The organism is Nonomuraea sp. NPDC050394 (genome assembly GCF_044459065.1).
GTDB lineage: Bacteria > Actinomycetota > Actinomycetes > Streptosporangiales > Streptosporangiaceae > Nonomuraea.
The window spans coordinates 202,056-215,815 of record NZ_JBITIO010000009.1; the positions used below are offsets into that span (position 1 = coordinate 202,056).

Annotated in this window: 13 protein-coding genes; 11 read left to right on the forward strand and 2 right to left on the reverse strand. The window is 72.9% G+C overall.

The annotated features are described in order from the left end of the window. Positions 1-14: 14 nt before the first annotated feature. Positions 15-1,565 carry an FAD-dependent oxidoreductase gene (locus ACIBKY_RS32245; RefSeq protein ID WP_397102507.1) on the reverse strand — a complete coding sequence of 517 codons (1,551 nt, stop codon included), beginning with the start codon at positions 1,563-1,565 and terminating at the stop codon, positions 15-17. Positions 1,566-1,841: 276 nt separating this feature from the next. Here ACIBKY_RS32245 and ACIBKY_RS32250 point away from each other — a divergent pair, with 276 nt between their 5' ends. The 11 genes from ACIBKY_RS32250 to ACIBKY_RS32300 all read left to right on the forward strand — a co-directional run bounded on the left by ACIBKY_RS32250 (position 1,842) and on the right by ACIBKY_RS32300 (position 12,770). Continuing rightward, positions 1,842-2,864: a streptomycin biosynthesis regulator gene (locus ACIBKY_RS32250; RefSeq protein WP_397102509.1), complete on the forward strand. Its 1,023-nt coding sequence runs from the start codon at positions 1,842-1,844 to the stop codon at positions 2,862-2,864. Further along, the gene (locus tag ACIBKY_RS32255) at positions 2,864-4,273 is read left to right on the forward strand and encodes a condensation domain-containing protein (protein ID WP_397102511.1); all 1,410 of its coding nucleotides are present in this window, start codon (positions 2,864-2,866) and stop codon (positions 4,271-4,273) included. The genes ACIBKY_RS32250 and ACIBKY_RS32255 overlap by 1 nt, the downstream gene beginning before the upstream one ends. Then, entirely contained in the window at positions 4,270-5,130 is an 861-nt protein-coding gene (locus ACIBKY_RS32260) for a hypothetical protein (RefSeq protein ID WP_397102513.1), read from the forward strand. The genes ACIBKY_RS32255 and ACIBKY_RS32260 overlap by 4 nt, the downstream gene beginning before the upstream one ends. Before the next feature lie 5 nt (positions 5,131-5,135). Then, a complete protein-coding gene (locus tag ACIBKY_RS32265) occupies positions 5,136-5,426 on the forward strand; it encodes an acyl carrier protein (protein WP_397102514.1) in 291 nt (96 codons plus the stop codon). Next, positions 5,423-6,616: an acyl-CoA dehydrogenase family protein gene (locus ACIBKY_RS32270; RefSeq protein ID WP_397102516.1), complete on the forward strand. Its 1,194-nt coding sequence runs from the start codon at positions 5,423-5,425 to the stop codon at positions 6,614-6,616. Before ACIBKY_RS32265 ends, ACIBKY_RS32270 begins: the two co-directional genes overlap by 4 nt. Further along, entirely contained in the window at positions 6,616-7,770 is a 1,155-nt protein-coding gene (locus ACIBKY_RS32275) for a glycosyltransferase family 4 protein (RefSeq protein ID WP_397102518.1), read from the forward strand. Before ACIBKY_RS32270 ends, ACIBKY_RS32275 begins: the two co-directional genes overlap by 1 nt. After that, positions 7,767-8,552 (forward strand): PIG-L deacetylase family protein, encoded by a 786-nt coding sequence (locus ACIBKY_RS32280; protein WP_397102520.1) that lies wholly within the window; start codon positions 7,767-7,769, stop codon positions 8,550-8,552. Before ACIBKY_RS32275 ends, ACIBKY_RS32280 begins: the two co-directional genes overlap by 4 nt. A 73-nt stretch (positions 8,553-8,625) precedes the next feature. Beyond that, positions 8,626-9,447, forward strand: a complete 822-nt coding sequence (locus tag ACIBKY_RS32285; RefSeq protein WP_397102521.1) for a phytanoyl-CoA dioxygenase family protein — start codon at positions 8,626-8,628, stop codon at positions 9,445-9,447. 38 nt (positions 9,448-9,485) lie between these two features. Then, entirely contained in the window at positions 9,486-10,007 is a 522-nt protein-coding gene (locus ACIBKY_RS32290; RefSeq protein ID WP_397102523.1) for a GNAT family N-acetyltransferase, read from the forward strand. 28 nt (positions 10,008-10,035) lie between these two features. After that, on the forward strand, positions 10,036-10,983 hold the full coding sequence (locus ACIBKY_RS32295; protein ID WP_397102525.1) for a phytanoyl-CoA dioxygenase family protein: 948 nt from the start codon (positions 10,036-10,038) through the stop codon (positions 10,981-10,983). Then, complete coding sequence (locus tag ACIBKY_RS32300) at positions 10,980-12,770, forward strand: ABC transporter ATP-binding protein (protein ID WP_397102527.1); 1,791 nt, start codon at positions 10,980-10,982, stop codon at positions 12,768-12,770. Before ACIBKY_RS32295 ends, ACIBKY_RS32300 begins: the two co-directional genes overlap by 4 nt. Here the strand turns inward: ACIBKY_RS32300 and speB are convergent. After that, the gene (gene speB, locus ACIBKY_RS32305; RefSeq protein ID WP_397102529.1) at positions 12,767-13,606 is read right to left on the reverse strand and encodes an agmatinase; all 840 of its coding nucleotides are present in this window, start codon (positions 13,604-13,606) and stop codon (positions 12,767-12,769) included. The two genes, ACIBKY_RS32300 and speB, sit on opposite strands and share 4 nt — an antisense overlap. Between the last annotated feature and the right edge of the window lie 154 nt (positions 13,607-13,760).

Below are 13,760 nucleotides of genomic sequence, written 5' to 3' on the forward strand. Positions count from 1 at the left end.
GGTTCTCCCTCGAATCAGATGGTGGCCGTCGCGAGGTCCCGGGCGATCCGCCGGGCGATCCGGGAGGCGTTCGCCAAGATGGTGAAGGTCGGATTCACGCCGCCGGGGTAGGGGAAGAACCCGCCGTCCACCACGTAGACGTTGTCCTGGTCGTGGATCCTGCCGTCGGCGTCGACCACGGAGGTCCTGGGGTCGTCGCCCGCCCGGCATCCGCCGTGCAGGTGGCGGCTGCCGCGTTCGTATCCGGATTCTTCGAGCCGGATATCGGCCGCGCCGGCCTGCGAGAGAAGTCTCTTCGCCTTTTCCGCGAGGTAGCGGAGCCGTGCCGCGTCCAAGGGATGTGTCGCGTATTCCATCATCAGCTGTGGTGCGCCGAGTCCGTTCTTCCTTTTGGACAGGCGTACGCGATTGCGCCACATGGGCTGGTCGGCGGCGAGGTAGTGCACGCGCAGCGGCAGCTTTCCGTCGCGGGGAGCGCGTTCGGCGGGGCTGGCCTCGTACAGGATGCCGCCCAGGCCCTTCGGGCAGGCGTCGTCGAGGTAGTGGTCGGAGAAGGACACGGTGGAGAACGGCCCGCCGGCGTTCTGGGCGCTCCGGGTCGGCGTGGCGACGGTGCCGGCCGCGTACCCGCTGACCTTGAAGCAGAGACCGCGTCCCACGGCGTCGTGGCGATTGCCGAGGCCCGCAGGGGACCAGCGCGAGGGCGAGCGCAGGAGAAGCGCCGAGGACTGTACGGCGTTCGCGGCCAGTACCACGCACCTCGCACGGGTCGTGTGCCGGACCTCGGCGCGCTGGTCGAGCCATTCGACCGCGCTCACCCGGTCGCAGGCGGAGGCGCGGACGCGCAGCGCCCTGCTTCCCGTCGCCACCACGAGCGAGCCCTCCTCGACGGCCGGGTCCAGCAGGGTGGCGACCACGTCCGCCTTCGCGCCGGTGGGGCAGGCGTGTTCGTTGCAGGGTCCGCAGCGATGGCAGGCGGGGCGGCCGCGGTACTCGGCCGAGTTGATGAGCAGGGGCGTCGGAAAAGGGCGCAGGCCCAGGTGGCGGCCGGCGCCGGCGAGCAGGCGGCCGGGCGGGCTGTAGGCGTGCGGCGGCAGCGCGGCGGGGGCGCCGTCGGGTTCGAGCGGGTCGGCGCCGCGAGTCCTGGCCACGCCCAGCAGGCGTTCCATCTCGTCGTAGTGCTCGCGCAGGTCGGCGTAGGCGATGGGCCAGCGGGGATCGAGGGCGTCGTCGGCGACGTGCTCGCGGGCGTCGAAGTCGACGTGCCTCAGCCGGAATCCGATGCCGGCGAACAGGCCCATCCCGCCACCCAGAGCCCGCGCGGACCACGGGCGCCCGACGAGAGCCGGGCGGCGTCGTCCCACCCGGGCGAGCGCGGGCTCCCATCCGGGTTCGAGGGCTTCGAGCGTCGCCCCGGGGCCGACCCTGTCGCCCTCTTCCAGCAGCAGCACCCGCAGGCCGCGCCGGGCCAGTAAGTGAGCCGTGACGGCCCCGCCGGGACCGCTGCCGATGACGCACACGTCGGCCGAGCGATAGACGGCCGAGGCGTCCCGCACAGCGCTCACCCGCCCCCCGGAGTGCGTGATCTTCGCAAGGGTCACAGGTTAGCAACGAACCCGGCGATCACGTCAAACAGCTCACTATTACAATGCGTCACAAAAGCTGACAGATAGCAGTGGTTCAAATATGTAGCAATATGCGGGAATTTCCGGGAAAGGGATCGACCGCAGTTGGGGTTATGGACTGAGTGCGATCTTGTGTGCTCTTATATGGCCCTTGCAAGCCGTCGTCCACACCGTCGTGGGCTAGCACCGGTGGCCGTCTCACACACCGGGAGTAACGTGGGAGCTGAATCGGAACGCGACAACGACGACACGCGCCAGGTATACGCGCTGCATATCAAGCTTCTGAAAAGGGGAGACTCGCCGCGTCTCCTCGGAGTGGACGAGGAACACGTCCGCCGGCTGGCCGCCGTCGAGACCGAGCTTCCCCCCATCCTCGTCCACCGCGAGACCATGCGCGTGATCGACGGGATGCACCGCCTCGGCGCCGCCATACTCAACGGCCGGCAGATGATCGACGCGCGATTCTTCGAAGGGAGCGAGGAAGCGGTCTTCCTGGCCGCGGTACGGGCCAACGCCACCCACGGCCTGCCGCTGTCATTGCAGGACCGGCGCGCGGCGGCGCTCCGCATCATCGAATCCCACCCGGGCATGTCCGACCGGTCGATCGCCGAGGTCACGGGGCTGTCGGCGAAGACGGTGAGCGGACTGCGCCGGTGCTCGACCGTGGATTTTCCACAGTTGAACGCCCGCGTCGGCAAGGACGGCCGCCGCCGCCCGCTGAACGCCGAGGAGGGCCGGGTGCGCGCGGCCCTCGTGATCGCCGCCAACCCCGACGCCTCCCTGCGGAAGATCGCGCAGGACGCGGCGGTCTCGGTCGGCACCGCGCACGCCGTACGTCAGCGGATCCGGCGCGGTGAGGACCCCCTGGCGGCACAGACCGCGGAACGGCACGCCGACGCCGCCCACACCACAGACACCGCGCACACCACCAAACGCCGCCGCCCTGAGCACCGGACCACCGATGTGGTCATGCGGCTGCAGTCCATTCAGCGTGACCCCTCGCTACGGCTTTCCGAGGCGGGCAGGCACCTGCTCCGCTGGATGCACATCCACGTGACGGCCAAGGACATGCGGCCGAACCTGCTCGACGCGGTCCCCTCGCACCTGGCTCCGATCGTGGCCGACCTGGCGCTGCAGTGCGCGGAGATCTGGATCGACTTCGCCCACGACGTACGTGAACGCCTCGACGACCAGGCGGAGGGCCCGCCGCACTCCCGCTCGCAGGCAAGGGGGCAGTAGTGGAACGACGATCGGTCGCGTTCACCCGGCAGAGCACCGGATCGGGACCCGCCACCTGCGGGCAGGTGTCCATGTGGCTGGACATCACCGACAAGGATCCGAGCGAGGCGTTCTTCAACCCGTCCGGCGAGGTGGAGATACCGTCCGGGCTCACCGTCGAGGACGTGCTGGACGAACTGGGCGCGCTGATGTGCCGGCACGAGTCGCTGCGCACGTTCCTGACCGAGGACGCCGGCGGCCGGCTGACGCAGACGGTGACCGGCGCGGGCCGGCTGCCGGTGGACCTGGCCGACCTCGGGGCCGGCGGCGAGGGGTTGTGGGCGGCGCTCGCCGGGCGCCGCCAGGCGGTGGAGCGGTTACCGTGGGACCTGTCCGCGGAACTGCCGTTACGCCCCACGGTCTTCCACCGCGCGGGTGAGCCGCTGGCCGTCCTGCTGAGCGTCGCGCACACGGCCGCCGACGGCACCGGCGTACGCAACCTCGTCACCGACCTGGCCACGATGGTCGAAGCCCGTGCCAAAGGACTGGAACGGCCCGCGCCGCCCGACGCCCGGCAGCCGCTGGAGCAGGCCCGCCACGAACGCTCCGATGAGGGCGGCCGGCGGCTCGCGGGCGCGCTGGACCACTGGCGCGCCAGGCTGGCCACGGTGCCGCCCACGATGTTCCCCGTGGCCGCCGCGCCCGGCCCGCCCTCCTACCACGCGGCGGTCCTCTTCTCCAGGGCCGCCGATCTCGCGCTGAACCTCCAGGCCGAGCGCCACGACGTCAGCGGGACGGCGATCCTGCTCGGGGCCACGGGGCTGGTGCTCGGCGCGTACACCGGGATGCCGGTCTGCGCCGTCCAGCTCATCTGCGCCAACCGCGTCCAGGAGCGGGAACGGCGCGCGGTCGCCTGCATGATCCAGGGCGCGCTCGTCACGCTGGACCTGCGCGGGGAGAGCTTCGGCGACGTCGTCACCCGGGCCTGGACGGCCTCGCTACGCGCCTACCGCAACAGCCTGTACGACAAGCGGGAGCTGCGCCGCATCATCCGCTCGGCCGAGGAGGAACGCGGCGTACGGCTCGACCTGTCGTGCGTGTTCAACGACATGCGCGAGGAGACCCGCCCGGACCGCCGGCTGACCGGCTCCGCCGACGAGGCGGCCGTGCGGCAGGCGCTGCGCGACAGCCTCATCCGGCCGGAGCCCGCGGTGGAGCAGGAGAAGTTCGCGCTGTACGCCGAGGACACCCCCGAGATGCTGCGGCTGACCCTGCACGCCGACGCCCGCCACCTGGACGCCGCCGCCCTGCGGGACGTGCTGTCCGGCATCGAGCGGCTGCTGGTCGAGTCGGCGTTCGGCGAGATCCGCCCGGACGAGGTCGGCGCGCTGACCGGGATCGCCCCGCCCCGAAGGGAGGCGACGGCGTGAGCGTGCCCGACGGGACGCTGCGGTCACTGCGGCTGATCCCGGACGAAGCCCGGAACCCGGAGGTGCCGTGGAGCTCGGCCGAGCGCGAATACGGCCTGCCCCCCGACGTCCTGCGGGCCATGCTCGCCGCCGGGCTCGGCAGCCCGAGCGGCTTCGACCACTTCGACCTGCTCAACGTCTCGCTGGACCTGGGCGTCCGTTCCCTGTGGACGTTCGGCCCGCCCTCATGGGCGAAAGGCCTGCGCGCCGGTACGGCCACGCGCGCCGAGATCGAGTACGTGCCGGAGTGCGCGCACGAACCGGGCGAGCACCGGGACTGCGACTTCCACGTCCTGCTGCCGACCGGATGGGCCCCGTGCCCCGAAGGCTCGGCCGTCGCGCACTTCGACCTGCCGGCCTCCTGGCCCGCGCCGGCGCCGCGCGCCGCCGAACTGCTGGAGGAGTTCGGCCGCGTCCGGTTCGTACGCCTGCCCATGACGGTCGGCCTCGACCCGGACTTCGTCGGGCGCACCGGCATCGCGGACTGCACGGGCGGCTCGCTCTACCTGGTGCGGGAGGGCCACCGCCGCGGCCTGCCGATCCGCCTCGCCCAGGGTGTGATCATCTCGCCGCCGTTCTCCGTCCTGCACTACTGGGCGGAGATCGAGAACGACGGGGTGTGGGTGCCGCACGACCCGCTGATCGTGGGGGCGATGCTGCGCTGGGGGCTGCTCGACCCCGCCGAGTGGGGCGTGCTGAGCTCCACCGGAGCCGTCCTCGCCCGCATCTCCGGGGAGATGGGGCCCGTGGGGCTCGACGCCGGCCGCCCGGCCGGGGTGTCCTTCGCGACTGTTGTGCAGACCGGACCGAGAGGATGAACGCGGTGCCTGCGAGAGCCGTACACGGCGACGAGCGAACGCACGTGGAGCGCCGCGTGCGCGACCTGCTGGTCAGAAAGGACCTGCTGCCCGGCGTCATCGAGTCCGTCGACGCCGGGGCCGACCTGTGGGAGCTGGGGATGGAGTCGCTCGCCATGGTGGGCGTCATGGTCGCCGTGGAGGACGAGTTCCGCGTCGAGTTCCCCGACGAGATGCTCACCCGGGAGACGTTCCGGTCGCTGGCCGTCATCACGGACGCGGTCATGGGCCTGACGCGGGAGGAAGATCGCCCATGACCGGAGACGCGCGGAAGACCTGCCGGGAACTGGCCGACGGGGTACTGGCCGAGCACGCGGACGCGGTCGACAGCGACGCGCGCTTTCCCAAGGAGGCGCTGTCGGCCCTGCGCGCGCACGGCCTGCTCGCCGCCGCGGCCCCGGTGGAGCGCGGGGGTCTCGGCGTGGACGTGCCCGCGCTGGCCGGCATGGCCGCGGCCCTGTCGCGCGGCTGCGGCGCCACCGCCATGATCTGGGCGATGCACCAGGTGCAGCTCGCCTGCCTGCTGGCCGGCGAACAGGCGCTGCGGGCCGGCGAACAGGCGCTGCCGTCCGGCGAGCAGGCGCTGCCGTCCGGCGAGCAGGCGCCGGAACTGCGCGATGCCGTGACCAGGGTGGTACGCGACCAGCTCCTCATCGCCTCCGCCACCAGCGAGGCGGGCATCGGCGGCGCCCTGCGCACCAGCTCCTGCGCCGTCGAACGCGCCGGCGCCGGCGCCCGCCTGGACAAGCGCGCCACCACCGTCTCGTACGGCGTCGAGGCCGACGCCCTGCTCGTCAGCGCCCGCCGGGGCCCCGGCTCACCGCCCAGTGACCAGGTCGCGGTGCTCGCAGACTCCGCGCGTACGCGCCTGGAGGTCCTGGGCGGATGGAACCCCCTCGGCATGCGCGGGACGTGCAGCCCGGCGCTGCGGGTCCGCGCCGAGTTCGAGGAGTGGCGGATCCTGCCGGTGCCGTTCGGCGATCTCGTCGCCCGGGTCATGACCCCGCTGTCCCACGTGCTGTGGTCCGGAGTCTGGTACGGGCTGGCCGCCGAGGCCGCCGACCGGGCCGTGCGCCACGCGAGGGCACGCGGGGAGGCCGCCGGGCCGCCGAGCGCGAGCCTGGCCGAGATGCGCTGGCGGCTCGCGGGCCTGGAGGCGCAGCTCGACGCCGCGGCCAGGGACACGCAGGACGTCATGAGCGGGGCGGCGGAGCCGACCGTCGCCTTCACCCTCCGGGTCAACGCTCTCAAACTGGCCATGTCGCAGGTCGCGGTGGACGTCGCGCTGGCGGCCATGCGGGCGTGCGGCATGGCCGGCTACTCCGAGGATGGCCCCTTCTCCGTGGCCCGGCTCCTGCGCGACCTGCTGTCCGCGCCCCTGATGATCAACAACGAGCGCCTGGTGGCCATCAGCTCCCAGCTCGCCCTCGTGGCCAGGGAGCGTTGATGGGCGAGACCTGGGCACACGTGCTCCCGCCCGGCGAGGCCTATTCGCCGGCCAGCGGCGGGTCGCTCGGCACGGTCGCCGCCGAGCTCACCCGCGAGCACACCCGGCACGGCGGCGCCACGGTGATCGTCGCCGACCGCGGCGAGGAGCACACGGCGCGGGAGGCGCGGCTGCTGATCTACCACAGCCCCGGTGAGACGCTGGAGGAGCACGAGCGGCGCCAAGACGACGAGTCGGCCGGGCGGGGCGAGCGCCGTGCCCACTACGCCAGGTTCTTCCGGCCGGCGCTTGAGGCGCTGCCGGCCGGCTTCGACGGACCGGTCGTGCTGCACAACGCGGTCGCCGCCGTCCCGGAGCTGCGGCGGATGCGGCCGCGGGCGCGGGTGTGCCTGTACCTGCACGCCGACATGTTCCGTTCGTTCCCGGCGGCCGAGCGGGCGCGGGTGGTGGCCGAGGCGGACCTGGTGGTGTGCGTGAGCCGGTTCGTGGCCGAACGCTTCCTCGACGGGACGGGCCTGCCGCCGGCAGCCGTCGCGGTCGTGCACAACGGGCACGACCCGGCCAGGTTCCATCCCGGCCCGCGGCCGGAGGGCGCGGCGCCGGTCGTGCTCTTCACCGGCCGGCTCGCCCCGGAGAAGGGGCCGATGGCGCTGATCAACGCGTGTGTGGAGCTGGCGCGCGCCGGCGCCGGATTCCGGCTGCGGATCGTGGGCAACGCCGAACTGCACGCCTCCTCGGCCCCGGACCGCTACGAGCGGCAGGTGAAGCACCGCGCCTCCCTGCTGGGGGACCGGGTGGAGTTCTCGCCGTTCGTGGACCGCGCCGTCATCGGACAGGTGTACCGCGCGGCCGACGTGCTGTGCGTGCCCTCGCTGTGTGAGGACGCCAGCCCCCTCGTCCTCACCGAGGGCCTGGCCAGCGGCCTGGCCTGCCTGGCGAGCGCGCGCGGTGGAGTGCCCGAGGTGGGGCGGGACGCGGTGCGCTACTTCGACTACCGGCGGCCCGGCGACCTCGCCCGGCAACTCGGGCGCCTTGTCCGCGAGCCGGGCCTGCGGGCCGAGCTGAGGCGGCGGGCGCTAGGCCGCGGGCGCGAGCTGACCTGGGAGAGCCGCTACCGCCTGCTGCGGTCGCGGCTGGCGGAGGTGGTCCGATGACCCGCACGGCACTCGTCGTGTCGGCGCATCTCGACGACGCCGTGCTGTCGTGCGGCGGCACGATCGCCGCGCTGAGCTCCCAAGGGGTGCGGGTCGTGGTGGTGACGGTGTTCGCCGGGTGCGCGGGCGATCCGATGCCGCCGTACGCCGAGCAGTACCACACCTGGTGGCGTGCGGCCTGCCCCGCGATCGGCGACTCGGCCGCCGACGGCATGCGGCTGCGCCGTGAAGAGGACCTGCGGGCATGCGCGGTCCTGGGCGCCGAGCCGGTGCACCTGGACTTCCCGGAGGCGCTGTACCGGCGCGGACCCGGCGGGTCGCCCCGCTGCGCCGTGGGGGACGACCTGTTCTCGCCGCCGGGGCCGGACGACCTCGTGCTGGTGAAGGCGGTCGCCGCCGAGCTGGGCGGGTGGATCTCCCGGCTGGCGCCGGACGAGGTGCACGCGCCCGCGGCGGTGGGCGCTCACCTCGACCACGTGCTGACGGCACACGGCTGCGCGGCGGCCCTGCGAGACGCCGCGGACGGGCCGCGGGCGCGCTGGTACGAGGACCTTCCCTACGCACTCGAACAACCCGCTCACCGCCCGGCGGCCGTCGAGCGCCTGACGGGCGACGACTGGCGGCGCAAGATCGAGGCCGCCGCCGCGTACCGGTCACAGCACCCCATGCTCTGGGACGACGACTGGCCGGACCGGCTGCTCGCACACGCCCGCGCGGCCGGTGGGGACGGCCCGGCCGAACGTCACTGGGACGCCGCCCCGCCCCCGGATGGAGATCATTGACATGTCCGCCAAGCCCGTTGATAACATCCTGCCCGTCTCCGGAGCCGGAGGTCCTATGGCACCGTCCCCGCCCGTGCGGTCCTTCGACGTCTCGCCCGGCCAGGCCACGTGGCTGCCCGCCGCGGCCGGGGCCCTCGCCGCCGACGGCGCCGTGCTGCTCACCGGTACGGGCCTGGCCGGCATGGCCCGCGAGGTCGGTGAGCGCATGCTCGCGGAGGTCCCTCTGCTGGTGGACCACCACGACGTCCTCATGGCCTACGACGACGGCCACATGCGGCACCGGCCACCCGGCGGCGGCGACGGGCACGTGGCGGCGTTCCTCGGCCATCCGGCCGTGCTCGCCCTGTGCCGCGAGCCGCTGGCGGCGCCCCGCGTGCTCAGCTACCACGGGCACACCGTGCTGCCCGGCTCCCGGCCGCAGCCGGTCCACGCCGACTGGGAGCCGCTGTGGCCGCGGAGCGTGGCCCCGCACCCGCCGTTCATGCTGGCCGTCAACATCGCCCTGGTGGACACCGGCCCGGACAACGGCAGCATCGAGGTCTGGCCGGGCACCCACGAACTGGCCTCCCAGGACGTCTACCGTCCCGGCTCGCTGTGCGTACGCGAGGAACTGCTGGAGGAGCGGCGGCGGGCACGGCCACCCGAGCGCGTCGCGATGCGCGCCGGTGACGTGCTGGTGCGCGACGTGCGCCTGTGGCATCGGGGCACCACGAACACGACCCGCACGGCACGCCCGATGTTGTGGCTGCTGCTGGCCGCGTCATGGCTGCGCGCCGATCCGTCGGTCCTGCTGGAAGCGGAGGTACGCGGCGAGGTGGAGGCGCTGGCCGTCGAGGTGGCCGCCGAGTACGTCGGCCACCCGGTCGGCGCCCTGTCAGAAGGCGGGGCGGAGTGAGCACCGCGCCGTCCCGTCCGCTCGCCCAGGGAGGGCATGTGCCGTACGAGGTCCGTCTGATCACCGAGCGGGACGTCGAAGAGGTGCTGGTGCTGTGGGGCCTGAACGCCGGTGAGCACGTGCCCCTGCTCTCCTACGATCGCTGGGGGCCCGGCGTGGCCGTTCCGGCGCGGCCCGAGGTGGCGGAGGTGGAGGCGTTCACCCGTGACCCGCTTGAGGGCACCAGGGATCTGCTTCGGGCCGCGCTCACCGACGAGCTGTCGTTCTGCCTGGTGGCCGGCACCGGGCACGAACTGGAGGGATTCCTGACCGGGGAGATCCACACCCAGTCCGTCAACGACTTCCGTATCGGCTCCGTCCGCGAGTTCTACGTCCGCCAGGAGAGCCGGCGCCGCGGCATCGGGTCCGCGCTCGTCGAGGCGGCGATCGCGGAGTTCCGGCGGCGCCGGGCGCGAATGTTCCGCGCCGAGGTCAACCCGACCTGGAAGGACGGCATGGCGTTCTGGCGGGCGCGCGGCGCGTGGCTGCAGGACGCCGTGGTGTTCAACCACTACGAGTGAGCATTCATCCGCGAAACGCCTGGGGAGCATGATGAGCCTGCAGAACGACGGCGTCACAGTGGTCGCCGAGGACTCCACCCCGATCGCCGGCGATCCCGGCGCGCTACGGCGGCGCCTGCGGGAGCACGGCATGCTCCTGTTCAGGGGCCTCCTGCCGGAGACGCGGCTCGCCGAGTTGCGCGCCCGGTTCACCGGGGTGCTCTACCGCCACGAGTGGCTGGACGAGGACGGCGACGACACCGAGCCGCGCCCGGCGGCCAACCGCCGCGACGGCAGCCCCCGCTGGTGGCGCATGTACCAGGACCTGCAGCGGGTCGAGCTGATGCACGAACTCGCGCACGCGCCGGAAGTGGTCGGGGTGATGCGGGCCATCCTCGGCAAGCACCTGCTGAACCACACGCGGCGCCAGGTCAGCCTCGTGCACCCCGGCTTCTGGGTGCCGCCGCACCAGGAGCACACCTACGTCCAGGGCACCCCGGACGTGCTGACCGCCTGGGTCCCGTTCACCCCGTTCCCCGCCGACGGTGGCTCGTTGCGCGTGCTGAGGGAGCGCTCCGTGCCCGGGGTGCGGCCGCTCACCGTGCTGGACACCGGAGGGGTCGAAGCCGAGGTCGGGCCGGGCGAGGGCGACTGGTGGCGGGCCCCCGACCTGGGGCCGGGCGACGTGGTCGTGCTGCACGCGCTGGCGACGCGGGCCGTGGACGAGAACCGCTCGCCGTACCTGCGCGGTGCCGTGGAGTACCGCTACCAGTCGGCGCGCGAGGCGGTCTGCTTCGCCTCACTGCGCCCGCACCACTACCCGCGCGTGCCGGGCTGGGAGGAACTGGCGACCGGCTGGGCCCAGCGGCGCTGGCTGCGGGTGCCGCTGCGGGTGCGGCAGGTGGACTTCCTGCTGCCCGACCGGCAGGAGAGCTGGCACGAGCTCCTTCCGCACCCGGCCTCCCGGTTGCTCGACGTGGAGTCCGGTCGGAGGTGACGTCAACCCGCCGGCCCGGGAAAGAGGGCGGGGCCGGCGCGGCCAGGGTGGCGATCCGGCTCTGCTTCGAGGCTTCACCCAGGCTCCTGATCCTCGTTCTGCTGCTGTCCACGGTCGTGTCCACGTTGCCCGCGGCTCTCCTTCTCATCGTGCGCGAGATCGTCGAGGCGTTCTCGCAGGGCCAGGACGGCCGGGCGACGACGTGGATCCTGGTGCTCGGCGGGCTGACCGCGGCGCGGGTGGCGCTCGGCGCGTTGATGTCCGTGCGCCGCGAGGAGCTGACCGAGCTGGTCGGCATCACCGCCGAGCAGCGTCTGCTGCGGGTCACGGGCTTCGCGCCGCTGGAGCGCTTCGACGATCCGGCCTGGTACGACGCGGTCGCGCGGGCACATGACGGAGTGACCTGGCGACCGGCCGCCATCGCCGGGATCCTCATCGAGTTCTGCGGCCAGATCGTCTCGCTGGCCGGCATGGTGGGCGTACTGGCCGTCCTGGACGTCCGGCTCATCGGCCTGGCCCTGCTGGCGGGCGTGCCGCTGCTGGTGCAGCGGCGGCTGGAGGCCAGGGCCATCTATCTCGCGCGACGCGGCACCACCGAACTGGAGCGCCGCCGCGACTACCTCACCGAGTTGCTCGTCCGCTACGACCTGGCCAAGGACGTGCGCAGCTACGGGCTGGCCGCGCCGTTCACGCGGATGCACGACGACGTCAGCCGCCGCGCGCTGCGGGCCGTCGTCACGGCCAGCCGCCACAGCGTGTGGCGCGGGCTGGTCGCGGGAGTGCTGAGCGCCGTCTGCCTGGTCGTGGCCTACTACCTCGCCGCCGGTCAGGCACAGTCGGGGGCGCTGACGGTGGCCGAGCTGTTCCTGGTCTTCACCGCCTTCAACACCCTCGTGAGCAGCACGGTGGACCTGTTCACGATCGCGGTGGACATCGAGGAGCACGCCGCCTACCTCTCCGACTTCGTCGCGCTGGCGTACGGTCCCGCCCTGCCCGCCGATCGGCCGTCCGAGGCCGCGCCCGCGGTCGTGGAGCACGTGCCGGCGGTCGAGTTCCAGGGCGTCGGGTACGCCTACGCGGGCGGGCCGCCGGTGCTGCGCGAGGTGTCGTTCACGCTCCGGCCCGGCGAGTTCACCGTGCTGGTGGGGCGCAACGGGGCGGGCAAGTCCACGCTCGTCAAGCTCCTGCTCGGGCTGCTCGGCCCCGTCGGCGGGCGCATCCTGGTCGACGGGGCCGACCTGGCGGAGCTGGATCCGGCCCGGCTGCGGGAGCTGATCGGCGTGCTCTACCAGGAGTACGGGCGCTACGAGTTCACGGTGGCCGAATCGGTCCGTCTCGGACGGGCGGACCGGCCGCTCGACCATGACCGGCTCGACTTCGCGCTGCGGGCCGGTGGCCTGGACGGGCTCGTCGCGCGGCTGCCGCACGGCGCCGACAACCTCGTCGGCCGGATGTTCCCCGGCGCCCGCGACCTGTCCGGCGGCCAGTGGCAACGCCTGGCGCTGGCGCGTGTCCTCTACCGCGACGCGCCCGTCTGGGTGCTGGACGAGCCCACCGCTGCGCTCGACGTCCAGGCCGAGGCCGCCCTGATCCAGCGGCTGCGCGCCGAGCGCGGCAGGCGGACCGTCCTGCTGATCACCCATCGGCTGGAGACGGCGCAGACCGCGGACCGCGTGCTCGTGCTGGACGACGGGGTCCTGGTCGAGCACGGCTCCCACGAGGAACTGCTCTCCCGCGGCGGCAGCTACGCGCGGCTGTGCGCCGAGTACGCCGCCCGGTCCGGCTAACCGGCCACCTTGCGGCGGGCCGTACCGGCCAGGAACTCCAGCACGCAGCGGTTGGCCACCAGCGCGGTGACGTCGGCGTGGTCGTACGGCGGCGCGACCTCCACGACGTCCATGCCGACGACGTCGGTGTTGAGCACCAGGTCGCGGATGCCGGCGAGCAGTTCCCTGCTGGTCAGCCCGCCGGGCTCGGGGGTGCCGGTGCCGGGCGCGTACGAGGGGTCCAGCACGTCGATGTCGATGGAGACGTAGACCTTGCCGGTGATCGTGGAGATCACCTGCTGGATGATGTCCGTGAGCCCGGTCTCCTCCACGTCCATCATGGTCCAGTGCTCGACGCCGTTCTCCCCGGCCCAGGCGAAGGTCTCCCTGGACGGGCCGTAGCCGCGCAGCCCGATCTGGAACACCTGGTTGGTCAGGCCTTCCTCGATGACGCGCCGGACCGCCGTGGCGTGGGTGAGCAGGCGTTCCGGGCCGCCGTCCCAGGTGTCGGCGTGCGCGTCCCAGTGCACGAAGCTCACCGGGCCGTGCTTGCCGGCCACGGCCCGCAGTACCGGAAGCAGCACGGAGTGGTCGCCGCCGAGCACGACCACCTGCTCCGTCACGGACATGAGCTCCCGCACCCACTTCTCCGCGGCGTCCAGGTTGCGGTCGTGCTGGCCGGGGGTGACGGGCACGTCGCCGACGTCGACGATCCGCAGGTGCTCGAAGATCTCGGTCTCCAGGCCGACGTGGTAGAGGTTGCCGGAGATGAGCGTGGACGCGTCGCGGATGGCCGCGGGGCCGAAGCGCGCGCCCGGCCGCCCGCCGGTGCCGGAGTCGACGGGTATGCCCAGCACGGCCACGTCACTCGGACGACCCTCGAACCTGCCGTCATTTGACGGGGGAATGTCATGAAACGTCCGCGTGGGCACTCATATCCCCTATCGCACACTTGTCTCTTTGGTTATCGGTCGGCAGCATAGATCAAAGATCGCGCGCACAACACCGTCC

Bases quoted from the DNA above. Each gene is read 5' to 3' on its own strand.
- ACIBKY_RS32295 (WP_397102525.1), top strand. From the start codon at position 10,036: ATGATGAGCCTGCAGAACGACGGCGTCACAGTGGTCGCCGAGGACTCC.
- ACIBKY_RS32270 (WP_397102516.1), top strand. From the start codon at position 5,423: ATGACCGGAGACGCGCGGAAGACCTGCCGGGAACTGGCCGACGGGGTA.
- ACIBKY_RS32280 (WP_397102520.1), top strand. From the start codon at position 7,767: ATGACCCGCACGGCACTCGTCGTGTCGGCGCATCTCGACGACGCCGTG.
- ACIBKY_RS32275 (WP_397102518.1), top strand. From the start codon at position 6,616: ATGGGCGAGACCTGGGCACACGTGCTCCCGCCCGGCGAGGCCTATTCG.